Consider the following 22,426-nt stretch of genomic DNA (forward strand, 5'->3'; position numbering starts at 1 on the left):
GCCGCGGAGTATCCATGTCACGCACCACCCGCAACCGCCTCAGACTCGGCCTAGGAGCAAGCGCTTTCCTCCTGGCCGTCGGCCTCGTCCCCGCCCCGGCGCACGCCGAGGACGTCACCGACTACGCGATCACTGTCGACCCGGCTGCCAAGGGCGCCAAGATCGACGACACGATGTACGGCGTCTTCTTCGAGGACATCAACCGCGCCGCCGACGGCGGCCTGTACGCCGAACTCGTCCAGAACCGGTCCTTCGAGTACTCCACCGACGACAACAAGTCGTACACCCCCCTGACCGCCTGGACGGTCACCGGCACCGCGCAGGTCGTGAACGACTCCGGCCGGCTCGACGAGCGCAACCGCGACTACCTCTCCCTGGGCGCCGGCTCCTCGGTCACCAACTCCGGCTACAACACCGGTATCGCCGTCGAGCAGGGCCAGAAGTACGACTTCTCGGTCTGGGCCCGCGCGGCGAGCGGCACCACCCTCACCGTCACCCTCCAGGACGCCGACGGCACGCCGGCGACCGCCCGCAGGGTGGCCGTGAAGGGCGGCTGGGCCCAGTACAAGGTCACGTTCAAGGCGACCCGCACCAGCACCACCGGCCGCCTGACCGTCGCCTCCTCCGGCGCCGCGGCCCTCGACATGGTGTCCCTGTTCCCGCAGGACACCTACAAGCACGAGCCGAACGGCCTGCGCAAGGACCTCGCCGAGAAGGTCGCCGCACTGCACCCGGGCTTCGTGCGCTTCCCCGGCGGCTGTCTGGTCAACACCGGCTCCATGCAGGACTACAGCGAGGCCTCCGGCTGGCAGCGCAAGCGCTCCTACCAGTGGAAGGACACCATCGGCCCGGTCGAGACGCGCGCCACCAACTCCAACTTCTGGGGTTACAACCAGAGTTACGGCCTCGGCTACTACGAGTACTTCCGCTTCGCCGAGGACATCGGCGCCATGCCCCTGCCCGTCGTCCCCGCCCTGGTGACCGGCTGCGGCCAGAACAAGGCCGTCGACGACGACGCGCTGCTCAAGCGGCACATCCAGGACACCCTCGACCTCGTCGAGTTCGCCAACGGCCCGGTGACCTCCACCTGGGGCAAGAAGCGCGCCGAGATGGGCCACCCCGAGCCCTTCCACCTCACCCACATCGAGGTCGGCAACGAGGAGAACCTCCCGGACGAGTTCTTCGCCCGCTTCAAGCAGTTCCGCGCGGCCATCCAGGCGAAGTACCCGTACATGAAGGTGATCTCCAACGCCGGCCCGGACGACTCCGGTTCCACCTTCGACACGGCCTGGAAGCTCAACAAGGACGCCAAGGTCGACATGGTCGACGAGCACTACTACAACAGCCCGCAGTGGTTCCTCCAGAACAACGACCGCTACGACTCCTACGACCGCACCGGGCCCAAGGTCTTCCTCGGCGAGTACGCCTCCGGCGGCAACGCCTTCAAGAACGGCCTCGCCGAAGCCGCGTACATGACCGGCCTGGAGCGCAACGCGGACGTCGTCGAACTGGCCTCCTACGCCCCGCTGTTCGCCAACGAGGACTACGTCCAGTGGAGGCCGGACATGGTGTGGTTCAACAACCACGCCTCCTGGGGCTCCGCCGACTACGAGGTCCAGAAGCTCTTCATGAACAACGTGGGCGACCGGGTGGTGCCCTCGAAGGCGACGGGCACACCGTCGCTGCTCGCCCCCATCACCGGCGCCGTGGGCCTGTCGACGTGGAGCACGAGTGCCGCCTACGACGACGTCAAGGTGACCGGCGCCGACGGGAAGACGCTGCTCACCGACGACTTCTCCGGCGACGCCGCGCAGTGGACGCACACCGGTACCGGCAGCTGGAGCGTCCAGGACGGGAGTTACGTCCAGACGGACACCGCCGCCGAGAACACCATGGTCTCCGCCGGCGACACCGCCTGGCACGACTACGACCTGCACGTGAAGGCCACCAAGAAGTCCGGCAAGGAGGGCTTCCTCGTCGCCTTCGGCGTCAAGGACACCGGTAACTACTACTGGTGGAACCTGGGCGGCTGGAACAACACCCAGAACGCCGTCGAACAGGCCGTGGACGGCGGCAAGTCCACGCTGCTCTCCAAGGCGGGGTCGGTGGAGACGGGCCGCAGCTACGACGTCGACGTGAAGGTGCGCGGCCGTCAGGTCACCCTCTACCTCGACGGCCAGGAGTGGGGCAGCTTCACCGACGACAAGCCGGCCGAACCCTTCCGGCAGGTCGTGACCCGGGACGCGAAGACCGGTGACCTGATCGTGAAGGTCGTCAACGCCCAGTCCTCGGCGGCCCGTACGGCCATCGACCTGGGCGGCGCCAAGGTGTCCCGCAAGGCCCGCGTGACCACGCTGGCCGCCGCGCCCGACGCGGTGAACACGGAGACGGCCACCCCGGTCGCCCCCGTCACCTCCACCTACCGGAGGGTCGCCGACAAGTTCACGTACACCTTCCCGGCGAACTCCGTCACCTTCCTGCGGATCAGGCAGAAGTAGCCGCGGTCCCGTCCGCGGGCTGCTGCCCCACCGGCAGCAGCCCGCGTTCGGCGAAGACCTTCTTCGCGGCGAAGGTCGCGTTCAGCGCCCGCGGCATGCCGCAGTACACGGCCGAGTGCAGCAGCGCCTCGACTATCTGCTCGGGCGTGAGACCCACATTGAGGGCCGCGTTGACGTGCACGTCCAGCTGGGCCTCGCAGCCGCCGAGCGCGGTGAGCACGCCCAGGGTCACCAACTGGCGGTCGCGCGGGGCGAGTCCGGGGCGGTCGTAGATCTCCCCGAAGGCCCAGGAGACGACCTGGTGGCCCAGTTCGGGGCTGATGTCGGCGAGTGAGTCGACGACCCGCTGACCGGCCTCGCCGTCGACCCTCTTCAGGACCTCCAGGCCGTGGGCGAAACGCTCGTCACGGGTGGTGCTCTCGCTCATGTCGCGTCTTCCGTTCCCGGCTGCCCGGGCTCCGGGCCCAGCAGCCGTTCGATGGGGGTCCCCCCGCGCCCTTCAGGCGTGGGGGAGTTCGATCTTGTCGTCCAGCGCCGCCGCATTGCGCCTGAGCACCCGGATCCGCTCCATCAGGCCGGCGCGGTGCTCGCGGAGCATCGCCAGCCGGTCGGCGACCGTAGCGCTGCATGTCCGCGATCGACATGCCCGTCTCGCGCAGCCGCAGCAGGAACTCCAGCCAGGCCAGGCCGGCCGTGGCGCAGCGTGTCGTGCGAGAGGCCGGTGCGCTCGGCGACCTGCGCGATGGTCAGAGAGGTCTCCCGGGCCCCCGGGAACGGCTGTCCGCTGGTCATGGCAAGAACGGTAGAACCTGGAGCGCGCTCCAGGTCAAGCGCCGCCTCCGTCGGGGCTTCGGCCGAGCCCATTTACCGGCCGGTCATTCGTCAGACAGCTCCTATTCACCCGAAAGTCGGAAATCCCTTACGTGACACCTCGCTTCGCATATTCGGAATTCCCTCACCCACTTTTCGGTGATGACACAACCGTTCTGAAATCCGGCCCGTCTAAGGGGGTGGATCGACGAAATTCACTGGGGGGCTTTCCGAGAATGCGACGCACCATACTGCCCGGGGGCGGCAATGTCCGGCGGGCCGCCTCCCTGCTCGCGGCGGTCCTCACCGTCACCGCGTTATGCGCCGGCGACGTCATGGCCCGCAGCTACCCTTTCGGCCCCCGGACCCGGAGCGTCAACGACCTGGGCAACCAGTACGTGCCCTTCCACGCACACCTGTGGGACCTGCTGCACGGACGCGCGGACGGCGGGCTCCTCGTCAACTGGCAGTCGGGTTTCGGCTCCAGTTTCCTGCCCGACTTCGGCACCTACCTCAGCAGCCCGTTCGCCCTGCTGGTGGGGGTGTTCCCACGGGACCGGATCGACCTCGCGGTGTACGTGATCACCGTGCTGAAGACGGGGTGCGCGGCCGCCGCCATGGCCTTTCTGCTGCTCACCCTGCGCCCGGGCCGCTGGTGGGCCGCGGGACTGCTGGGCGCCTCCTACGCCCTGTGCGGCTGGAGCGTGGCGGCCGCCTCGTACAACCCGATGTGGCTCGACGGACTCATCGCCCTGCCGCTGCTGTGCCTGGCCGGCGAATGGACGCTGACCGGACGGCGTCCGCTGCTCGCCGTGCTGGTCGTCACGGCCGCCTGGATCGCCAACTTCTACACCGCCTACATGGCCACCGTCGGCGCCGGGCTGGTGCTGCTGCTCCGGCTGCTGCTCGCCGGCCTGCCGCGCCGGCGGGCACTCGCGGCGGCGGGCCGCGCCGGTCTCACCTTCGCGCTCGGCATGGGCCTGGCCGCACCGCTGGTGACGGTGGTGTACTTCGGCTCCAAGCACGCCTCCCCGAGCAGGTTCCAGGAGTTCGTCCCGGCGACGGGGGAGGACCTGGCGGCCCGGCTGCTGCCGACGACGTACAGCTTCGGCACGCCGGCCGTGTACGTGGGCATCACGGCGCTGCTGCTCGCCCTGGCCCTGCCGTTCCACCGGGCGGCACCCGCCGCGGTGCGCACGGGGTGGACACTGCTGGTGGTCGCGGTGACGCTGTCGATGCAGTGGAACCCGACCCACCTCGCCTGGCACGCCTTCACCGCACCGCAGGGCAGTCCGTACCGCCAGGCCTTCGTCCTGTGCGCGCTGCTGGTGATCGCCGCCTGGCACTCGCTGTCGTACGGCCCGCCCGACCGGCGCGCGCTGCTCGCCGCGAGCGCCCTGCTCGTACTGATCGTGGCCGTCGCCAGCCGGAGTCATCTGATACGCCCGTACGCCTGGCCGGTGCTTCTGCTCGCCGCCGTGGGCGCGCTGGGCGGGCTGGCCCTGCTCGCCGGGACGCACGGCGGGCGGCTCACCGGCGGTACGCGCGGCACCGTGCTCACCGGGCTGACCGTCGCGCTGCTCGTCGGTGCGCAGTTCGGGGAGGCCACCGCCAACTCCGCCGCGACCACCCGGCAGCGGTTCGCGAACATGGACAACTACGCCCCCTGGGGCGAACGGCAGCGGCAGCAGTCGCAGGCGATCACCGAGGCCGACGGCTGGCCCCGCTACCGTACGGACCCGGGCCGGGAACAGACCGTCGGCAACGACCCGTTGCTGGTGGGCGGCCAGGGCGCCCAGTACTACAGCAGCCACACTTCCGACGTCCTCTTCCGCACGCTCACCGCCCTCGGGGCCGGCTGGACCTCGGGCGGCCGGAGCCCGCAGAGCCTGGACAACGCCGTCACGGACGTGATCTTCTCCGTCGGCGCGCGGGTGCACTCCCCGCCGGACCCCCATCACAAGTGGCCACCCCAGGACGGCAGTCATCTGACCGTCTCCCGAAGTGACGTTCCGCCCCTGGTCACGGTGCGGCCGTCCGGCACCGCCGCACACCGGCGCACGGGTGTCTCCGCCTTCGGGCCGTCGCCGTACCGCAATCAGGAACTGCTGCTCGGCACCCGCGTCTACACCGTGCCCCGCCTCACGGTCCGGACCGCCACCGGCAAGCCCCCGCACGGCGGCGACGCCGCGCATCCCGGACTGCTCGTCGGCGCCCCGGCCCCCGGGACCGTCGGGAGGCCGACGATCACGGCCCGGTGTCCGGCCGGCAGCGAGGCGTACCTGTGGGCACCGCGCTTCTCGGGCACCGCATGGCTGGCCGGTGACCCCGCCGGCCGGCCGGCCGCACGGTTCAGGTCCGAACCCTCCGGCGCCAGGATCGCCGCCATGCAGCCGCTCGGCAGGGTCCCGTCCTCCGGACGCCTCCGCGTCGAACTGGCCCCCGAGCGGGCCGGCCGCATACCGTACGGCGCGGTCGGCTGCCTGGACACCGCCCGGCTGCACACGGTCGTCCAGCGGCTCAAGACCACCGGCGCCACCCGGGTGCACGTCTCCGACGGCACCATCCGGGCCGAACTTCCCGCGGGCGGCACGGGCACCGCGGTCGTGGCGGTCCCGCGGACGGCCGGCTGGCGCTGTGCCGCGGGCGACGCCGCCGCCGTACCGGCCAAGGAGTACTACGGTCTCATCGGGGTCCCTCTCGACGGCTCCTCGACCAGCGTCACGTGCACGTTCCACCCACCCGGGCTACGCCTCGGCACGACCGTCGGGGCCGCCTCGCTCCTCACCCTGGTCCTGCTCGGCGTCCTCGGCGCCGTCCGCCGCCGACGGCGTGCCACGGAACCGCCGGCGCCGGCGCCCACGACCGCACGGCCACGGGAGCGTATGACCGGCGTCGGCTGACCGCGGCATCGGTGATTTCCCGCTGCATCTACTTGGGAGTCCTATTCCGCATGGTGGCCGCCGAATGTGGGCTTCACCCGTCATTGGAGGTCTTCCATTCCGGTGATGTGCCAGCGGTAATTCCTGAGGCAGACTGATCGCCATGGAGGACGAGATCACCCGCCTCGTGGCCGACCTGGACGCCGAGTCGACCGAGGTCGCCGAGGACGCCCAGCACGCGCTGACCGCCCTGGGGCCAGGCGTGCTGGAGCCGCTGATCGCGGCGGCTCCCGCGCTCAACCCGTTCGGGCAGCTGTGCGCCATCGAGGTGTTCACCGCGCTCGCCGACCCACGCCCGGCCGACGTCCTGATCGGCATGCTGGCGAGCGAGAGCGCGACCGTACGGGAGTGGACGGCCGAGGCGCTGGCCGAACTGGGTGTCCGGCGGGCCGTGCCACGGCTGCGGCAGGCCTACGACGCCTTCCGGCGGCGCGGCGCGGCGCCCGACGACTGCGAGGGCGAGGGGCTGCGCTGGGCGCTCACCGAGCTGGGTGCCCGCGAGGTCGTCCTCCCGGCGCGGTCGGCCGCGCTCAGGCGGCCGGGCGGGATGCTGAACGGCCTCTGGCCGGTGGGGCACCTGGCCGAGGTGATCCGCGATCTCGCCGACCACGGGCAGGCGGTGCTGTACTTCCAGCTCTGGGAGGTCCTGCCGGACGGTGGCCGCCGGGGCGCCGGTGGCCCCGGCATCGACTGGGACGTCGACCGCGGCCGTCCCTGGTCCGAGACCGTCGCCCACTGCCGCGACTGGGCCCTCCTGGCCGCCGAGGCCGCGGCGGTGGCGCCGGACCGGGTGGCGACGATCAGCTGGATCGACGCGGCGGATCTGTGAACACAGGGCGGAATGTCGTCGATCCCCTGTTTCGACCCGATTAGCATGCTGACTGCTCACGGATTCCGCGGACAGGACGGGGTTGGCGAGGTGCCTTTCGCGGAGTCGGCCGGTGGCGGCGAACCGGGACCCCCGGCGCCGGCCCCGACGGGCGCACGGCGCTCCGTGGCGCCCCTGCTCGCCGTGTGCGCCGGATACTTCATGGTCATCCTGGACGTCACGATCATCAACGTCGCCGTGCCCGTGGTGGGCCGGGACCTGTCGGCCTCGCTCACCGGCATCCAGTGGATCACGGACGGGTACACCCTGGTCTTCGCCGGGTTCCTGATGACCGGTGGCGCGCTGGGCGACCGGCTGGGCAACCGGCGCGTCTTCTGCTCCGGCGTGGTGGTGTTCACGGTGGCCTCGGCCGCGTGCGCCTTCGCGCCGAGCGCCCCCTTCCTCGTCGGGGCCCGCCTGGTGGAGGGGCTCGGCGCGGCGCTGATCGTCCCCGGCTCCCTCGCCCTGCTCCAGGAGGCCTATCCGGCGCCGACGGCCCGCTCACGCGCCTTCGGCCTGTGGGGGTCGATGGCGGGCATCGCGGCCTCCGCCGGGCCGCTGCTGGGCGGGCTGCTGGTGTCCACGGTGGGCTGGCGGTGGGTGTTCCTCATCAACCTGCCGGTCGGCGTGGCCTGCCTGGTGCTGACCTCGCGGTACGTCGCTCCCTCGCCGCGGCACCCCGACCGGGCCCTGGACTGGCCGGCGCAGTGCGCCGTGGTCGCGGGCGTGGCCCTGCTGACCGCCGCGCTGAACGAGGCCGGACGGCGCGGCTGGTCCGACACGGCCGTTCTCGCCGGGCTGGGCCTGGCCGCGGCGGCCGGCGCAGCGTTCGTGCTGCGCGAGCGGCTCGCCCGGTTTCCCGCCCTTCCGCCGCGTCTGCTGCGCTCACGCACGATGAGCGGCGGGGCCGCCATCGGCCTGCTCTTCAACTTCGGCTTCTACGGCATGGTGTTCACCGCCAGCCTGGACTTCCAGCACCAGCGCGGCTTCAGCGCCCTCGAAACCGGCCTGGCGCTGTTCCCGGCGGTGGCGATGACCACGTTCGCCTCCGTCCTGTCCGGACGGCTGACCCGCCGCACCGGTGACCGGCCGCTGGTGATCTCCGGCATGCTCCTGGGTGCCCTCGGGCTGGCCGGCTGGGCCGCGGCGGGTCTGGATCCCGCCTATCCGCTGCTGGTGGTCCCGATGATGGCCACCGGCTTCGGCACGTCCTTCGCGCTCACCGGTTCGACCGCCACCGTGATGGGCGCCGCGCCCCCGGCGTACGCGGGGGCCGCCTCCGCCCTGTTCAACACCACCCGCCAGATCGGCAGTGCCATGGGTGTGGCGCTCGGCGGCAGCCTGCTCGCCACCGGCGCCGGCTACGGGGCCGGACTGCGCACCAGCATGATCATCGGAGCCCTCGCCTATCTCACGGCCGCCGCCCTCGCGTGGCGGTGCGTGCCGGCCAGGGCCCGGCCCGCATAGATCCCGCATTGCATGGAACCCGATTGCATAAACGTGCAGCGAAACGTATAGTCATGCCATCCAGAGGAGGGTGACATGGCGGTACGTGCGGCGGTGGCCGGAGCGAGCGGATACGCGGGCGGAGAGGTCCTGCGGCTGCTCCTCGCGCACCCCGAGGTCGAGATCGGAGCCCTGACCGGCAACTCCAACGCCGGGCAGCGGCTCGGCGCGCTCCAGCCGCACCTGCTGCCGCTGGCCGACCGGGTGCTGGCCGAGACCACACCAGAGGCCCTCGCGGGGCACGACGTCGTCTTCCTCGCCCTCCCGCACGGACAGTCCGCCGCGGTCGCCGAGCAGCTCGGACCCGATGTGCTCGTGGTCGACATGGGCGCCGACTTCCGGCTGAAGGACCCGGCCGACTGGGAGAGGTTCTACGGCTCCCCGCACGCCGGAACCTGGCCCTACGGCCTCCCCGAACTGCCGGGTGCCCGCGCCGCGCTGGAGGGGTCCAAGCGCATCGCGGTACCCGGTTGCTACCCGACGGCCGTCTCCCTCGCGCTCTTCCCGGCCTACGCCGCCCATCTCGCCGAGACCGAGGCCGTGATCGTCGCCGCCTCCGGCACCTCGGGCGCGGGCAAGTCGCCCAAGCCGCACCTGCTGGGCAGCGAGGTGATGGGCTCCATGTCGCCGTACGGCGTCGGCGGCGGCCACCGGCACACCCCGGAGATGATCCAGAACCTGAGCGCGGCGGCGGGGGAGCGGGTCACCGTCTCCTTCACGCCCACGCTCGCGCCGATGCCCCGCGGGATCCTCGCCACATGCAGTGCGAAGGCGGTCCCCGGCGTGACCGCCGAGTCCGTGCGGGCCGCGTACCAGAAGGCCTTCGCCGACGAGCCGTATCTGCACCTCCTCCCCGAGGGGCAGTGGCCCGCGACCGCGTCCGTCCAGGGTTCCAACGCCGTTCAGGTGCAGGTCGCGTACGACGAGACGGCGGGGCGCATCATCGCGATCAGCGCCATCGACAACCTGACCAAGGGCACCGCGGGCGGTGCCGTGCAGAGCATGAACCTCGCCCTGGGGTTCGACGAGACCACCGGGCTTTCCACGATCGGAGTCGCACCGTGAGTGTCACGGCAGCCAAGGGATTCACGGCGGCGGGCATCGCCGCCGGGATCAAGGAGAACGGCAACCCGGACCTGGCCCTCGTGGTCAACACCGGGCCGCGCCGCGCCGCCGCGGGCGTCTTCACCTCCAACCGCGTCAAGGCGGCACCGGTGCTCTGGTCCGAGCAGGTGCTGGGGGCCGGGCAGGTGTCGGCGGTCGTCCTCAACTCCGGTGGCGCCAACGCCTGTACGGGACCGAAGGGCTTCCAGGACACCCACGCCACCGCCGAGAAGGCCGCCGAGGTCCTCGGCCGGGGCGCCATCGAGGTCGCCGTCTGCTCCACCGGCCTCATCGGTGTGCTCCTCCCGATGGACAAGCTGCTCCCCGGAGTGGAGAAGGCCGCCGCCCAGCTCTCCGAGCACGGCGGTGAGAAGGCCGCCATCGCCATCAAGACCACCGACACCGTCCACAAGACGTCGGTCGTGACCAAGGAGGGCTGGACCGTCGGCGGCATGGCCAAGGGCGCGGGCATGCTCGCCCCCGGCCTCGCCACCATGCTGGTCGTCCTCACCACCGACGCCGACCTGGACGACGCCACTGTGGACCGGGCCCTGCGGGACGCCACCAGGGTCACCTTCGACCGGGTCGACTCCGACGGCTGCATGTCCACCAACGACACCGTGCTGCTGCTCGCCTCCGGCGCCTCGGGTCTCACCCCGGAGTACGAGGAGTTCGCCGCGGCGGTACGCGACGTCTGCGCCGACCTGGGCCGGCAGCTCATCGGCGACGCCGAGGGCGCCAGCAAGGACATCAAGGTCGAGGTGGTGGGCGCCGCGACCGAGGAGGACGCCGTCGAGGTGGGCCGCTCCATCGCCCGCAACAACCTCCTCAAGTGCGCCCTGCACGGCGAGGACCCCAACTGGGGCCGCGTCCTGTCCGCCATCGGCACGACGTCCGCCGCCTTCGAACCCGACCAGCTGGGCGTCGCCATCAACGGCGTCTGGGTGTGCAAGAACGGTTCGGTGGGCGAGGACCGCGACCTCGTCGACATGCGCTACCGCGAGGTGCACATCGTCGCCGACCTCGCCGCCGGCTCCGAGACCGCCACCATCTGGACCAACGACCTCACCGCCGACTACGTCCACGAGAACAGCGCGTACTCCTCATGAGCAATGTGACCCGGAAACACACCGCTCTGCCCAAGGCCCAGATCCTCATCGAGGCGCTGCCCTGGCTGGTCCGGCACAACGGCAGGACCGTCGTCATCAAGTTCGGCGGCAACGCCATGATCGACGAGGAGCTGAAGGCCGCGTTCGCCCAGGACGTCGTCTTCCTGCACCACGCCGGCCTCAAGCCCGTCGTCGTGCACGGCGGCGGCCCGCAGATCAGCGCCGCCCTCGACAAGCACGGCATCGTCAGCGAGTTCAAGGCCGGCCTGCGCGTCACCACCGAGGACGCCATGGACGTCGTACGCATGGTGCTCGCCGGACAGGTGCAGCGCGAACTGGTCGGGCTGCTCAACCAGCACGGGCCGCTCGCCGTCGGCCTCACCGGCGAGGACGCGCACACCATCACCGCCACCAGGCACCAGCCCGAGATCGACGGGGAGTTGGTCGACATCGGGCGGGTGGGCGAGATCACCGAGATCGACACGGGCGCCATCGAGGCGCTGCTCGCCGACGGCCGCATCCCGGTCGTCTCGTCGATCGCCCGATCCCAGGACGACGGACATGTCTACAACGTCAATGCTGATACGGCGGCTGCGGCTCTCGCTGCGGCACTTGGCGCCGAAACCCTCATGGTCCTCACCGACGTCGAGGGCCTCTACGAGGACTGGCCGAACTCCGACGAGGTGATCAGCCGCCTCACCGCTTCCCAACTGGAGAAGCTGCTGCCGGAGTTGTCCGCCGGCATGGTGCCGAAGATGGAGGGCTGCCTGCACGCCGTGCGGGGCGGCGTGCAGACCGCGCGCGTCATCGACGGCCGGGTCCAGCACTCGATCCTGCTGGAGATCTTCACCGACGAAGGCATCGGCACGATGGTCGTGCCCGACGAGCAAGAGGGGGAGTCATGAGCAACGAGGAACTGACGGCACGCTGGCAGGGCGCGCTCATGAACAACTACGGCACGCCGCGACTGCCCCTCGTGCGCGGTGCGGGCGCGAAGCTGTGGGACGCCGACGGCAAGGAGTACGCCGACTTCGTCGGCGGCATCGCGGTCAACGCGCTCGGCCACGCCCACCCCGCCGTCGTCGAGGCCGTGAGCCGGCAGATCGCCTCCCTCGGCCATGTCTCCAACCTGTTCGTCGCCGAGCCGCCCGTCGCCCTCGCCGAGCGGCTGCTCCAGCTCTTCGGCCGGGACGGCAAGGTCTTCTTCTGCAACTCCGGCGCCGAGGCCAACGAGGGCGCCTTCAAGATCGGCCGGCTGACCGGGCGCACCCACATGGTCGCCACCCAGGGCGGCTTCCACGGCCGGACGATGGGTGCCCTCGCGCTCACCGGCCAGCCCGGCAAGCAGGAGCCCTTCCTGCCGCTGCCCGGCGACGTCACCCATGTGCCGTACGGCGACGCGCAGGCGCTGGCCGCCGCGGTCACCGAGGAGACGGCGCTCGTCGTCATCGAGCCGATCCAGGGCGAGAACGGGGTCGTGGTCCCGCCCGCCGGGTACCTGAAGGCGGCCCGCGCGATCACCGCGGCCACCGGGTCGCTGCTGGTCCTCGACGAGGTGCAGACCGGTGTCGGCCGTACCGGCAACTGGTTCGAGTACCAGGCCCACGAGGGCGTCCTGCCGGACGTCGTGACCCTCGCCAAGGGGCTCGGCGGCGGACTGCCGCTCGGCGCCACCGTCGCCTTCGGCCGCGCCGCCGAACTGCTCCAGCCGGGCCAGCACGGGACGACCTTCGGCGGCAACCCGGTCGCCTGCGCCGCCGGACTCGCCGTCCTCGACACCATCGCGAACGAGGGGCTGCTTCAGAACGTCAAGCGGCAGAGCGAGAAGTTGCGCGACGGAATCGAGGCACTGGGCCACTCATTGATCGACCATGTCCGGGGTGCGGGCCTGCTCCTGGGTATCGTGCTCACCGAGCCGCTCGCGCCCCAGGTGCAGCAGGCGGCTCAGGAGGCCGGTTTCCTGGTGAACGCGCCCGCTCCCGACGTCGTCCGGCTGATGCCGCCGCTGAACCTCGGCGACGACGAGGCGGACGCCCTTCTCCAGGCACTGCCCGGCATCCTCGACGCAGGTCACGGGGACGGACGAGCCGGAGAATGAGGCGACGATGAGTCAGGCGCAGGATCACGAGCAGTTCGGAGGGCCTGCCGTGCCGCAGACCCGCACCGCCCGCCACCGCCGGATCGTGGACATCCTCAACCGGCAGCCGGTGCGCTCGCAGAGCCAGCTGGCGAAGCTGCTCGCCGACGACGGGCTGAGCGTCACCCAGGCGACGCTCTCCCGGGACCTCGACGAGCTGAACGCGGTGAAGATCCGCAACACCGACGGCGACCTGATCTACGCGGTGCCGAGCGAGGGAGGCTTCCGTACGCCTCGCGCTCCGCTGGGGGAGTCGGCGAAGGAGGAGCGGATGCGGCGCCTGTCCCAGGAGCTGCTGATCTCCGCCGAGGCTTCGGCGAATCTCGTGGTCCTTCGCACCCCGCCCGGCGCGGCCCAGTTCCTCGCCTCGGCGATCGACCAGGCCGAGCTGCACGACATCCTCGGCACGATCGCGGGCGACGACACGCTGCTGCTGATCAGCCGGGAGCCGACGGGTGGGCAGGCCTTGGCGGACCATTTGCTGAGGCTGGCTCAGAACGGGCACTGAGTGGCGTGGTGACTGCTGTGTGCCGACTGCGGGTGTGTGGGGGCTGGTCGCGCAGTTCCCCGCGCCCCTGGGTTGGTGCGGCTGGTCCCCGTCCAGCAGCGCAGCCGACCTCGCTGCGGGCAGTCGTGCCTCCCCCAGTGCCTTGAGGGCCTGGGGGAACCCCCAGGCGGCACGGGTGGGCGGTGGGGGTCCCCCCGCTCGAGCGAAGCCGAGAGTGGGGGAGGCACCCCGCCAGCGCGGGCAAGTGAAACCCCTGCCCGAGCAGCAACCCCGGCCGGCCGGGAACCCCGCTCAGCCCAAACGCGCTGCCAGGCCCCCAGTGCACCGCACCTCGTCGCCCGCCGTAATGAGTAAAGCCTCGACCCCCGGCAGGGACTCCAGCCAAGCCAGCCCCTCCCGCGACCCCATCGCGAACGCGGCGGTGGCCCAGGAGTCGGCCCAGGTCAGCCGGGGGCCGACGACGGTCACCGCGACCAGGTCCGTGACCGCCGACTTCCCGGTCCGCGGGTCCACGATGTGCGCGCCCCGCTCCGCCGTACCGGACGTGGCCACGGCCAGCTCCTCCATCCCGGTGGAAGAGATCACCGCCGCCAGCCCACCGGGCCGCAGCGGGTCCGACACCCCGACCCGCCAGGGCCGGTGCGGCTCGGGCGTGCCGAGCATCTGGACGTCCCCGCCGCCGTTGACGCTGACACCGGTCACCCCGGCCGCCTCCGCGATCCGCCGCGCGCAGCGCTCCGCGGCCCAGCCCTTGACGATCCCGGTCGGGTCCAGCCGGCCCCCGTACGTCATGCTGAACCAGCCGCCGCTCACCCGCTCCGCCTCGGCGCCCAGTTCGAGCACCTCGGCGACCTCGGGATCGCAGTCGGCCACGGTCACCTCGCCCCGCGCCAGCCGTGACACCTGGCTGTCCTCGCGGTAGGTGCTGAACACCTCGTCGACCCGGTGCAGCCCGGCGACGGCCTCGTCGAGGGCCGCGCGCACGGCATGAGGTTCCCCGCCGCGGACGTCGAGGGAGAAGACCGTCCCCATGACCTCCTCCGCGTGACGCACCGCGGCGGGAGCTTCCGGTGATTCCGCCACCGTGTCAGCCACCGGCCTGGTCCAGCGCGGACTGGAGGGACTGTTTGTAGCCGGTGCTGGTGTACGTGGCCCCGGACACGGAGTCGATGTTCGCGTTCCCGGAGGCCACGGCCTCCTGGTTGAGCTTGGGTACGGACAGCGCGGTCTTCTGGTCGCTGGTGCCGCCCTTGGGCGCCTGCACCGCCTCCGCCTTGGTCACCTTGCCGTTCGCGACCGTGATCCGGACCTGGACCGGCCCGTACTGGGTCTGGGCGACCTTGCCGGTGAGCGTGCGGCTCGCCTGGGCCGCACCGCCGGAGGACGACGATCCGCCGCCGCTACCGCTCTGCGAGGACGACGCCTTCATCTTGTCCAGCGCGGACTGAAGCGACTTCTTGTAGCCGGTGCTGGTGTACGTCGCCCCGGACACGGAGTCGATGTTCGCGTTCCCGGAGGCCACGGCCTCCTGGTTGAGCTTGGGTACGGACAGCGCGGTCTTCTGGTCGCTGGTGCCGCCCTTGGGCGCCTGCACCGCCTCCGCCTTGGTCACCTTGCCGTTCGCGACCGTGAGGCGCACCTGGACCGGGCCGTACTGGGTCTGGACCACGTCACCGGTGACGGCGCCGGTCCCGGCGGCCGCCGCGCCGCCCTGCGGGGACTCCTGCCCCGCCGCGGTCTGCTGCGGGGCCGCGCCGGCCGCCTGCGCGGAGGCCGGATCCGAGGCAGGCTTCAACGCCAGCAGCAGCACGACGCCAGACACGGTGGCGGCGGTGGCGAGCACGACGCGCCGAATGGGGTGGCTCTTCCTCATCGTTCCTGAGCTCCTGATTTCCCGTGGGTTTCCCGACGATTCCCGTCGCTCACATCTCGAACGACTCGTGATGGATGCGGCGGGCGGGAACCCCCGCGCCGCGCAGTGCTTCGTACACTCCCTGCGCGAACCCGGGCGGGCCGCACATGAAGACATCGTGGTTCTCGACGTCCGGGATCTTCCGCTGGAGGTTCTCCGCGGAGATGTCCGGCCGCTCGCCCTCGGGGCTGTTGACCGCGTACATCAGCCGGGCGCCGCGTTCGTTGGCGATGGCGGCCAGCTCGTCCCACAGGGCGAGGTCCTGGGTGGTGTTCGCGCGGTAGAGGAGCGTGATGTCCCCGGCGCCGCCCGGCAGCGTCTCGAACAGCGTGCGCATCGGCGTGATGCCGACCCCGCCCGCGACCAGCAGCACCTTGCCGCGGCTGCGGCGCTGGGCGGTCATCGCGCCGTACGGGCCCTCGGCCCACACCCGGGTGCCGGGCGTCAGCTCGCGCAGCCGGGCGGTGTGGTCGCCGATCGCCTTCACGGTGATCCGCAGCATGTCCGGGCGGGGCGGCGCGGACAGCGAGTACGGGTGGGAGCTGAACCGCATGCCCGGCGCCAGGAACCGCCACCGGAAGAACTGCCCGGCCTGGGCACCCATCCGGTGCAGCTTCCGCCCGCTGATCAGCACCGACACGATGCCCGGCGTCTCCTCGATGACCGCCTGCACGCGCATGCGGTGACGGAGGTTCAGCCGGATCGGGACGAGGATCCGGTACCAGATCACCAGCGCGGTGACCGTGCCGTACAGGCCGTACCAGAAGGTCTTCGCGGTGGGCTCGAGGGCGAAGTCGTTGCCGGTGGTGATCTGGTGCCAGAACGTCAGGTACACCGCCGCGTACGTGAGCAGGTGCACGTGGTACCAGCCGTCGTACGGCAGCCTGCGGCGGACCACGCCGATCGAGGTGAGCCCGATGACCAGGAACAGGCCCGTGCCGATGGCGGCCTTGCCCATGTCCGGCAGCTGGTTGATGGAGTCGATGGTCTGCTGGACGATGTCGCCGAGCGACTTGCCCGCCTGGAGCGCGTAGCCCCACATGATCAGGAAGACGTGGGCGAAGACCAGGCAGAGCGTGTAGCGGCCGCTCATCGCGTGCCAGCGGGCCACCCGGTCGGATCCCACCCGGCGCTCCAGTGCGGGCACCCGGGCCATCTGAAGCACCACCAGGGCCATCAGGTACCCGGCGAGCATGCCGGTGATCCGGCCGGCGTTGAGGATCTTGCTGTTGTCGTCGGCGATGGACGGCGTGTTGTGCCACCACAGCCACAGCACGCCCGCCGCGCCCGCCCAGACGGCGAGCAACAGCGGGACGGCCGGGGAGCGGCGCGGACGGATGCGGCGCATCGTCTGGCGGCGGGCGGCACGTCCGCCTGCGATCGTGGTGGTCACGCTTCCTCCGTGGGGACTTGACCCTTGGCGCCCACAGATACGTGCCGTGACGCGGGAGTGTTCAGAAGCCCGCCGAGTCCAGTGCGGACTGGAGCGACTGGCGGTAACCGTCGCTGGTGTACGTGGCTCCCGAGACGGTGTCGATGTCCGCGCTCTGCGCGGCCAGCGCCTCGCGCCGCAGCTGGGGGACGGCGTAACTGTTGATCTCCTGGTCGCGCGGGTTCTCCGCCGGGTAGGTGACCGCGGTCACCTCGGTGAGCTTGCCGTCCTTCACCGTGATCCGCACCTGGACGGGACCCCAACGGGTCTGGACCGTGTCGCCCGTGGCGGTCCTGCTGCCGGCCGAGCTCGATCCGCCGGACCCGCCGGGGGCCGCGCTCGCGCTGCTCGACGGCGCCGGAGCCGACGCGCTCGCGGCGATGCCGGGGCTCTCGTGCGGCTTCAGCGCCAGCAGCAGCACCATCCCGGAGACGGTGGCGGCACTGGCCAGCACGATGCGGCGCAGGGGGCGGTTCTTCTTCAACGCGTGCACTTCCACTGCCTCTCTACTGCCTCACGGCTCTTCCGGCTCACAGCTCGAACGACTCGTGGTGGATGCGGCGGTCCGGCACCCCGGCGGCGCGCAGCTCCCGGTACAGCTCCTGGGCGAAGCCGTGCGGCCCGCAGATGTACACGTCGTGCTCGGCGAGACCGGGGACCGTGGCGGCCAGCGCCGCGGCCGTGAACCTCGGGCGCTCGCCCCGCGGCCCGTTGAGTGCGTACAGCACCTTCGCGCCGCGCCAGTCGGCGATCGCCTCCAGCTCGCCGCCCAGGGCGAGGTCCTCGGCGGTACGGGCCCGGTAGAGGAGGGTGACGTCACCGGGCAGCGTCTCGAACAGCGCCCGCAGCGGGGTGATGCCGACGCCGCCCGCGATCAGCAGCGACCGGTGGGTGGTGCCCCGGTCGGCGGTCAGCGAGCCGTAAGGGCCCTCCGCCCACACCCGGGTGCCCGGACGCAGCAGGGGGACGGCCGCGCTGTGGTCGCCCAGCGCCTTGACCGTGATCCGCATCAGATCCGGGCGGGGCGGCGCGGACAGCGAGTACGGCGTCGACGCCCAGCCCATGCCCTCGCCGAGGAACCGCCACCGGAAGAACTGCCCCGGCCGCGCGCCCAGTTCGTCCAGCCGTCGCCCGCGCACGACGACCGAGTACACGCCCGGCGCCTCCTTGTGCACCGACTCCACCCGCAGCCGGTGCCGCAGGTTGAGCCGCACCGGCGCGAGGATCCGGTACCAGAGCACCAGCGCGGCCACGCCCAGGTACAGGGCGTACCAGGCGGCCGTGGACACCGGCTTGCCGTTGAAGTCGTCACCCAGCGACAGCTGGTGGAAGAAGGCCAGGAAGACGGCGGCGTACGTCAGCAGGTGCACGTAGTACCAGAACTCGTAGCTGGTCCGGCGGCGCACGGCCCGCGCGGAGGTGATGCCGACCGCGAACAGGATCACCGTGCCGGCCGTCGCCATCAGCATGTCCGGATAGTCCAGGACCACGGTGAGCGTCTCGTGCACGATCGAGGCGCGGTCCTGGGCGGCGTACCCGGTCAGGATCAGCGCGACGTGCGCGACGAGCAGGCAGACCGTGTACCGGCCCGCCATCGCGTGCCAGCGGGCCACCCGGTCCGAGCCGATCCGCCGCTCCAGCAGCGGCACCCGGGCCATCAGCCCGACCAGCACCGCGCAGGAGTACCCGCACAGCAGCCCGGCGATCCGCCCGGCCCCGGTCAGCCAGCCCTCGGTGCCGACCACCGAGCCGGTGTCCGTCCACCACAGGACCAGTACCGCCGCCGCCCCCGCCCAGAGCAGGGCGAGCAGCGGGCCCGCGGGGGAGCTGCGGGGGGCGGGCAGCACGGGTGGTGCCGTCCGCCGCTCGTACACGGTGGTCATGAGGCGGGTCCTTTCTGCCGTTCGGTACGCAACTGTGCGCGGCGGACCTCTGAGACAGCTCTGAGCGGGCCCGCTCCCAGCCCACTCAGAGGAAACTCAGAGCTTCGGCGGACATCGGGCACCCCGGGCAGGGGTGATCCTGGAAGGGCGATGAACACGACCCGCTCCGGCCGCCCGGCCCTCACGCGACCCGACGGCACCCCGCTGCGCGTCCTCGTCGTCGACGACGACCCCGACCTCGCCGAGGTGCTCACCGGCGCCCTGCGCTACGAGGGCTGGGAGGTGCGCGCGGCCGGGGACGGCGCGTCGGCGCTCGCCGCCGCGCGTGAGCTGCTGCCCGACGCCGTCGTCCTCGACGTGATGCTCCCGGACACCGACGGCTTCGCCGTGCTGCGCAGCCTGCACCGGGTGAAGCCCGACGTCTGTGTGCTCTTCCTCACCGCCCGGGACGCGGTGGAGGACCGCATCGCGGGCATCACGGCGGGCGGCGACGACTACGTCACCAAGCCGTTCAGCCTGGAGGAGGTCGTCGCCCGGGTGCGCGGCCTGCTGCGCCGCGCCGGCATGGCCCGGCAGCTGGACGAGGGACCGCGGCTGATCGTGGGCAACCTGGTCATGGACGAGGAGTCCCACGAGGTGACCCGGGGCGGGGAGCTGATCGAGCTGTCCCCGACCGAGTTCGAGCTGCTGCGCTTCCTGATGCGCAACCCGCGCCGTGTGCTCAGCAAGGCGCAGATCCTCGACCGGGTGTGGTCGTACGACTTCGGCGGCCGGGCCCATGTCGTCGAGCTGTACATCTCCTACCTGCGCAAGAAGGTGGACGCGGGCCGCGAGCCCATGATCCACACGGTGCGCGGGGCGGGCTATGTGCTCAAGCCGGTGATCAAGTGAGGTTTCTCCGCCGGCCGCGCCGGCCGCTCCGTGTGCCGCGTCCCCGTACCCTGCGGGCCCGGCTCACCGTCGGCCTCGTGGTGCTGCTGGCGGTCAGCTGCGCCGCCGTCGGGGTGGCCGCGGTGGTCGAGCTGAACGGCTTCCTCACCCAGCGCCTCGACGAGCAGCTCGACCAGGTCGGCACCCGGTTCCCGGCGAGCCTCGAGCACGGCGGCAAGCTGCCGGACGACCACGACGGCGACGAGCACGGCGACGACCGCCGGCAGGCGACCGGCACGTTCGGCGCACGCCTGGTGAACGGCACCGTCACCAACGCGGCGGTCGTCCGCCCCGGTGGCATCGAGAACGTGCTCGGCAAACTGACCGAGAGGGACGGCAGGCGGCTCGCGGCGGTCGGCACCGACGGCGGCGGGCACACCGTCGAACTCTCCGTGCTGCACGACTACCGGGTCGTCGCCGCCCCGGGCCTCGACGGCGACATCCTGATCTCCGGGCTGCCCCTGGAACCCGTGCAGGCCACCGTCCACCGGCTGGAGCTGGTCGCCGGGATCGTCTTCGGGCTCGCCCTGGCCGCCACCGGCGTGGCCGGCGCGCTCTGGGTGCGCTGGTCGCTCAGGCCGCTGAGCCGGGTCGCGGCGACCGCCGCCCGGGTCAGCGAACTCCCGCTCGCCAGCGGGGAGGTCACCCTGCCGCCACGCGCCCCCGAGTCCGACCCGCGCAGCGAGGTGGGCCGGGTGGCGGCGGCCTTCGACCGCATGCTGGGCCACGTCGAGGACGCCCTGACCAAACGGCACGCCAGCGAGGAGCGGCTGCGCAGCTTCGCGGCCGACGCCAGCCACGAGCTGCGCACCCCGGTCGCCTCGGTGCGCGGCCACGCGGAACTCGCCCTGCTGCACCCCGGGCCGGTGCCGCCGGAGGTCGACCGGGCCCTGGTGCGCATCGCCGCCGAGTCCTCCCGCATGGGCGAGATGGTCGACGACCTGCTCCTGCTCGCCCGCCTGGACGCCGGCCGCCCCCTGGAACGCCGCCCCGTCGACCTCACCCACCTCGTCCTCGACGCCGTCACCGACGCCCGCGCGGCCGGCCCCGGACACCGCTGGACCATGGAGCTCCCCGAGGACCCGGTGACCGTGACCGGCGACGCCCACCGCCTCCACCAGGTGCTGGCCAACCTGCTGGCCAACGCCCGGCTGCACACCCCCGCCGGCACCAAGGTGTCGGTGTCCCTGGAGACCGACGGCGCGGCGGCCCGCCTGGAGGTCCACGACGAAGGCCCCGGCGTGCCCGAGGAGGTGCGGCCCGGCGTCTTCGAACGCTTCACCCGGGCCGAACACCGCCGCCGCACGGACGCCCCCGGCGGCGGAGCGGGGCTGGGCCTGGCGATCGTGGCGGCGGTGGTGGAGGCGCACGGGGGGAGCGTGGGGCTGGAGAGCCGGCCGGGGAGCACGACGTTCACGGTGCGGTTGCCGCTGGGTGACGTCAGTACCGGGTGAGGGCCAGCTCCCCGCTCTCCGTGCCCGTGGCGAGGTGCGGCCCGCGCGCGGGATCCACCCACTGGAGAATCCTCCGCATGGCGTCCTCCGGCACCGACACACAGCCGGCCGTCGCCCCGGCCCCGTCGACGTGCAGGAAGATGCCGGCGCCGCGGCCCCGCTCGGGGTGCTCGTAGTTGAAGCCGATGACGAGCGCGTGCGCGTACTGCGTCCCGTAGTCGACGAGGTGCTCGGACTCGGTGGCCCGGCAGTCGGCGGGCAGGGGTTCGGTCCAGCGGTTGTAGGCGCTGGAGTCGTTGTCCTGGCACCACCAGGAGTCCGCGTGGACCGGGCGGTACGACATCCTCGTCCCGTCCGGCGCGGCCTTGGTGCCGAAGGCGAACGGCAGGTCGTAGAGCCCGGTGGGCGTCGTGTTCGTGCCCTGTGTCCGGGTGGTTCCCTCAACGAGCCCGCGCGCGCCGAAGCGCGCCGGCGCGGAACCCGCCTGTTCCCACCGCCCGTCCCGCAGATCCCACCACAGGAGCGTGCCCGTCGTGGAGTCGGCGCCCGGCGCCTGAGCCGTGATCAGCTGGGTGCCGCCACCGGTGTCCGCCATCCGCGCGGGCAGCGGGTCCGGGTCACCGCGGGCCGCGGCACCGAGCAGGAGGAGGGACACGGACGCTAGGGCGAGGACACCGGGGCGCATGGCTCAGACGCTAGACGGAGGCAGTGGCAACGGCAGCCCGGGTAGGCCGTCCAGGCTGGTGGCGATGTGGTCCTTCTTGCGGAAGTACTCGCCCAGCGAGGCGTCGTCCTCGCGTGCGAAGCGCTTTCCGTGCAGGTCGCGGTCCGTCTCGTAGGCCATGAAGGGCACCGCGTACCCGCAGGTGTCCCGGACGAGCTCGGCGTGCACGACGATGATCGCGCGCAGGCCGTGCCGGGTCGGATCGATGTCCGGGAAGCGGGTGAGCAGTTCCCGGAAGCGGGGGTCGTCGCGGAAGACCGGCTCGCCCCGGCCGTGCACCCGCACGATGTTCGGCGGGCCCTGGAAGGCGCACCACATCAGGGTGATCCGCCCGTTCTCCCGCAGATGGGCGATGGTCTCCGCGTTGGACCCGGCGAAGTCGAGATACGCCACGGTGTGCTCGTCGAGCACCGCGAAGGAGCCCTTGAGGCCCTTGGGGGAGAGGTTGACCGTGCCGTCGCCGGAGAGGGGGGCGGTCGCGGTGAAGAAGAGGGGCTGTTCCTCGATGAACGTACGGAGCCGGCCGTCTATGCGCTCATAGGTCTTTCCCATGACTGATGATTATCGGCGAATTCCTTTCGACTGTCTAAGGAATACGCGGCTCGACCG

At 71.8% G+C, this 22,426-nt stretch carries 19 protein-coding genes; 11 read left to right on the top strand and 8 right to left on the bottom strand.

Going from position 1 to position 22,426, the window contains the following annotated elements:
• Positions 1–14: 14 nt before the first annotated feature.
• On the top strand, positions 15–2,498 hold the full coding sequence (locus tag ABZ915_RS20150) for an alpha-L-arabinofuranosidase C-terminal domain-containing protein (RefSeq protein ID WP_361804510.1): 2,484 nt from the start codon (positions 15–17) through the stop codon (positions 2,496–2,498).
• On the opposite strand, the gene ABZ915_RS20155 is transcribed toward ABZ915_RS20150, so the two are convergent.
• Positions 2,485–2,925, bottom strand: a complete 441-nt coding sequence (locus ABZ915_RS20155; protein ID WP_361804513.1) for a carboxymuconolactone decarboxylase family protein — start codon at positions 2,923–2,925, stop codon at positions 2,485–2,487. The genes ABZ915_RS20150 and ABZ915_RS20155 overlap by 14 nt on opposite strands.
• 619 nt (positions 2,926–3,544) lie before the next feature.
• On the opposite strand from ABZ915_RS20155, the gene ABZ915_RS20160 reads away from it, so the two are divergent.
• The 8 genes from ABZ915_RS20160 (at position 3,545) to ABZ915_RS20195 (ending at position 13,482) form a co-directional block, all read left to right on the top strand.
• The gene (locus ABZ915_RS20160) at positions 3,545–6,211 is read left to right on the top strand and encodes a YfhO family protein (protein WP_361804516.1); all 2,667 of its coding nucleotides are present in this window, start codon (positions 3,545–3,547) and stop codon (positions 6,209–6,211) included.
• A 142-nt stretch (positions 6,212–6,353) separates the two neighbouring features.
• A complete protein-coding gene (locus ABZ915_RS20165) occupies positions 6,354–7,079 on the top strand; it encodes a HEAT repeat domain-containing protein (RefSeq protein WP_361804519.1) in 726 nt (241 codons plus the stop codon).
• Positions 7,080–7,169: 90 nt separating this feature from the next.
• Entirely contained in the window at positions 7,170–8,585 is a 1,416-nt protein-coding gene (locus ABZ915_RS20170) for an MFS transporter (protein WP_361804522.1), read from the top strand.
• 75 nt (positions 8,586–8,660) lie between these two features.
• Positions 8,661–9,689: an N-acetyl-gamma-glutamyl-phosphate reductase gene (gene argC, locus ABZ915_RS20175; protein ID WP_361804525.1), complete on the top strand. Its 1,029-nt coding sequence runs from the start codon at positions 8,661–8,663 to the stop codon at positions 9,687–9,689.
• A complete protein-coding gene (gene argJ, locus ABZ915_RS20180) occupies positions 9,686–10,837 on the top strand; it encodes a bifunctional glutamate N-acetyltransferase/amino-acid acetyltransferase ArgJ (protein WP_361804528.1) in 1,152 nt (383 codons plus the stop codon). Before argC ends, argJ begins: the two co-directional genes overlap by 4 nt.
• Complete coding sequence (argB, locus tag ABZ915_RS20185) at positions 10,834–11,742, top strand: acetylglutamate kinase (protein ID WP_361804531.1); 909 nt, start codon at positions 10,834–10,836, stop codon at positions 11,740–11,742. The genes argJ and argB overlap by 4 nt, the downstream gene beginning before the upstream one ends.
• Positions 11,739–12,935 carry an acetylornithine transaminase gene (locus tag ABZ915_RS20190; RefSeq protein WP_361804534.1) on the top strand — a complete coding sequence of 399 codons (1,197 nt, stop codon included), beginning with the start codon at positions 11,739–11,741 and terminating at the stop codon, positions 12,933–12,935. The genes argB and ABZ915_RS20190 overlap by 4 nt, the downstream gene beginning before the upstream one ends.
• A 7-nt stretch (positions 12,936–12,942) precedes the next feature.
• Positions 12,943–13,482: an arginine repressor gene (locus ABZ915_RS20195; protein ID WP_361804537.1), complete on the top strand. Its 540-nt coding sequence runs from the start codon at positions 12,943–12,945 to the stop codon at positions 13,480–13,482.
• A 291-nt stretch (positions 13,483–13,773) separates the two neighbouring features.
• On the opposite strand, the gene ABZ915_RS20200 is transcribed toward ABZ915_RS20195, so the two are convergent.
• The 5 genes from ABZ915_RS20200 to ABZ915_RS20220 form a co-directional block, all read right to left on the bottom strand.
• Positions 13,774–14,577 (bottom strand): FAD:protein FMN transferase, encoded by an 804-nt coding sequence (locus ABZ915_RS20200; protein ID WP_361804540.1) that lies wholly within the window; start codon positions 14,575–14,577, stop codon positions 13,774–13,776.
• Positions 14,570–15,355 carry an FMN-binding protein gene (locus tag ABZ915_RS20205; RefSeq protein WP_361804543.1) on the bottom strand — a complete coding sequence of 262 codons (786 nt, stop codon included), beginning with the start codon at positions 15,353–15,355 and terminating at the stop codon, positions 14,570–14,572. The genes ABZ915_RS20200 and ABZ915_RS20205 overlap by 8 nt, the downstream gene beginning before the upstream one ends.
• A 49-nt stretch (positions 15,356–15,404) precedes the next feature.
• The gene (locus tag ABZ915_RS20210; RefSeq protein ID WP_361804546.1) at positions 15,405–16,787 is read right to left on the bottom strand and encodes a ferredoxin reductase family protein; all 1,383 of its coding nucleotides are present in this window, start codon (positions 16,785–16,787) and stop codon (positions 15,405–15,407) included.
• 61 nt (positions 16,788–16,848) lie between these two features.
• Entirely contained in the window at positions 16,849–17,319 is a 471-nt protein-coding gene (locus ABZ915_RS20215; protein WP_361804549.1) for an FMN-binding protein, read from the bottom strand.
• A gap of 37 nt (positions 17,320–17,356) precedes the next feature.
• Positions 17,357–18,709: a ferredoxin reductase family protein gene (locus ABZ915_RS20220; protein ID WP_361804552.1), complete on the bottom strand. Its 1,353-nt coding sequence runs from the start codon at positions 18,707–18,709 to the stop codon at positions 17,357–17,359.
• 150 nt (positions 18,710–18,859) lie between these two features.
• On the opposite strand from ABZ915_RS20220, the gene ABZ915_RS20225 reads away from it, so the two are divergent.
• Both ABZ915_RS20225 and ABZ915_RS20230 read left to right on the top strand, forming a co-directional pair.
• Positions 18,860–19,600: a response regulator transcription factor gene (locus ABZ915_RS20225; RefSeq protein WP_361804555.1), complete on the top strand. Its 741-nt coding sequence runs from the start codon at positions 18,860–18,862 to the stop codon at positions 19,598–19,600.
• 32 nt (positions 19,601–19,632) lie between these two features.
• On the top strand, positions 19,633–21,093 hold the full coding sequence (locus tag ABZ915_RS20230; RefSeq protein ID WP_361804558.1) for a HAMP domain-containing sensor histidine kinase: 1,461 nt from the start codon (positions 19,633–19,635) through the stop codon (positions 21,091–21,093).
• On the opposite strand, the gene ABZ915_RS20235 is transcribed toward ABZ915_RS20230, so the two are convergent.
• Positions 21,080–21,778, bottom strand: a complete 699-nt coding sequence (locus ABZ915_RS20235; protein WP_361804561.1) for a L,D-transpeptidase family protein — start codon at positions 21,776–21,778, stop codon at positions 21,080–21,082. The genes ABZ915_RS20230 and ABZ915_RS20235 overlap by 14 nt on opposite strands.
• Positions 21,779–21,781: 3 nt before the next feature.
• Positions 21,782–22,369: a pyridoxamine 5'-phosphate oxidase family protein gene (locus tag ABZ915_RS20240; protein ID WP_361804564.1), complete on the bottom strand. Its 588-nt coding sequence runs from the start codon at positions 22,367–22,369 to the stop codon at positions 21,782–21,784.
• Between the last annotated feature and the right edge of the window lie 57 nt (positions 22,370–22,426).

The sequence above is a fragment of the Streptomyces sp. NPDC046915 genome (assembly GCF_040644935.1).
In the GTDB taxonomy this organism is placed as follows: domain Bacteria; phylum Actinomycetota; class Actinomycetes; order Streptomycetales; family Streptomycetaceae; genus Streptomyces.

Coding starts and splice junctions, on each gene's coding strand:
- ABZ915_RS20205 (WP_361804543.1), bottom strand. CDS start 15,355: ATGAGGAAGAGCCACCCCATTCGGCGCGTCGTGCTCGCCACCGCCGCC.
- ABZ915_RS20240 (WP_361804564.1), bottom strand. CDS start 22,369: ATGGGAAAGACCTATGAGCGCATAGACGGCCGGCTCCGTACGTTCATC.
- ABZ915_RS20165 (WP_361804519.1), top strand. CDS start 6,354: ATGGAGGACGAGATCACCCGCCTCGTGGCCGACCTGGACGCCGAGTCG.
- argC (WP_361804525.1), top strand. CDS start 8,661: ATGGCGGTACGTGCGGCGGTGGCCGGAGCGAGCGGATACGCGGGCGGA.
- ABZ915_RS20190 (WP_361804534.1), top strand. CDS start 11,739: ATGAGCAACGAGGAACTGACGGCACGCTGGCAGGGCGCGCTCATGAAC.
- ABZ915_RS20150 (WP_361804510.1), top strand. CDS start 15: ATGTCACGCACCACCCGCAACCGCCTCAGACTCGGCCTAGGAGCAAGC.
- ABZ915_RS20235 (WP_361804561.1), bottom strand. CDS start 21,778: ATGCGCCCCGGTGTCCTCGCCCTAGCGTCCGTGTCCCTCCTCCTGCTC.
- ABZ915_RS20160 (WP_361804516.1), top strand. CDS start 3,545: ATGCGACGCACCATACTGCCCGGGGGCGGCAATGTCCGGCGGGCCGCC.
- ABZ915_RS20220 (WP_361804552.1), bottom strand. CDS start 18,709: ATGACCACCGTGTACGAGCGGCGGACGGCACCACCCGTGCTGCCCGCC.
- argB (WP_361804531.1), top strand. CDS start 10,834: ATGAGCAATGTGACCCGGAAACACACCGCTCTGCCCAAGGCCCAGATC.
- ABZ915_RS20155 (WP_361804513.1), bottom strand. CDS start 2,925: ATGAGCGAGAGCACCACCCGTGACGAGCGTTTCGCCCACGGCCTGGAG.
- ABZ915_RS20195 (WP_361804537.1), top strand. CDS start 12,943: ATGAGTCAGGCGCAGGATCACGAGCAGTTCGGAGGGCCTGCCGTGCCG.
- ABZ915_RS20225 (WP_361804555.1), top strand. CDS start 18,860: ATGAACACGACCCGCTCCGGCCGCCCGGCCCTCACGCGACCCGACGGC.